This window comes from Psychrobacter sp. PP-21, from assembly GCF_033790785.1.
Classification (GTDB): Bacteria; Pseudomonadota; Gammaproteobacteria; order Pseudomonadales; family Moraxellaceae; genus Psychrobacter.
Genome location: NZ_JAMYEB010000057.1, coordinates 1 through 1,199 on the forward strand (window position 1 = coordinate 1; position 1,199 = coordinate 1,199).

At 44.3% G+C, this 1,199-nt stretch carries 1 protein-coding gene; it reads left to right on the forward strand.

The window, feature by feature from the left end:
- The first annotated feature begins 73 nt into the window (after positions 1–73).
- A protein-coding gene (locus NJD71_RS13515) for an IS3 family transposase (RefSeq protein WP_319052418.1) occupies positions 74–1,161 on the forward strand; the annotation gives its coding sequence in 2 pieces (ribosomal slippage) (positions 74–326 and positions 326–1,161; 1,089 coding nt in all).
- The last annotated feature ends 38 nt before the right edge of the window (positions 1,162–1,199 follow it).

Here is a 1,199-nt window from a genome sequence, read left to right on the forward strand (position 1 = left end):
GGTAATCCCCCCGAAAAATAAGAACACTCCTGAATAGAGATTAACTGCTAAAATACACCAGCAGGAGAATCCTATGAAAAAGACACGTTTTAGCGACAACCAAATCGTTAACATCTTAAAACAAGCCGAACAAGGCGTTCCTATCACCGAGCTTTGCCGCGAGCATAACATCAGCCAAAGCACCTTTTATAACTGGCGCTCCAAGTATGGCGGTATGGATGCTTCTTTGATTGCGCGTTTAAAAGAACTTGAAGTTGAAAATGCACGTCTTAAGAAGATGTATGCTGACGAATGTCTTAAATCCGATATATTGCAGGATGCCATGACAAAAAAGTGGTAGCGCCCCAAAGGCGCAGGCAGATGGCTTGTCACTATATTGAAGATCGAGGTATTAGCATACGCCGTGCTTGCCGTATCTTTAATATCAGTGTGACCTGCTATTATCACAAATCAGTAGCAACGGATGAGAACCAGCAGATAGCGAATTTACTCATCAAACTGACTGATGAGAATAAGAATTGGGGCTTTGGCTTATGCTTTTTAACCCTGCGTAATGTCATGGGACTGCCGTACAACCACAAGCGGGTGTATCGCATCTACTGTGAGCTTGAACTCAACCTTAGAATCAAGCCCAAGCGCCGTATAAAGCGCAATAAGCCTGTACCCCTAGCAGTACCTGATAAGATCAACCAAAGCTGGAGCATGGACTTTATGCACGACGGCTTAACCGATGGTCGCGCCTTCAGACTGTTCAATGTGATCGATGATTACAATCGCGAAGCACTCACGGTCGAGATCGATTTCTCACTACCTGCTCAAAGAGTCATACGCACATTAGACCAGCTGATTGAATATCGAGGCAAACCTGTGCAAATAAGATGCGATAACGGCCCTGAATACATCAGCAATGCGATCAAAGACTGGGCCGAGCAACAAGGTATCACTATCAGTTATATTGAACCTGGCAATCCACAGCAAAATGCTTATGTGGAGCGCTTTAACAGAACGATGAGGTATGATTGGTTAAATCAGGAACTGTTTGATAATCTAGAGCAGGTACGTCAGCAGGCAAAGGACTGGTTATATCACTACAATCACGAGCGCCCGAATATGGGCAATGGCGGCTTTACGCCAATACAGAAACTAAACCACGCAGCTTAATTCTATTTGATAAGTGTCTTATGGTTGGGATGATTACC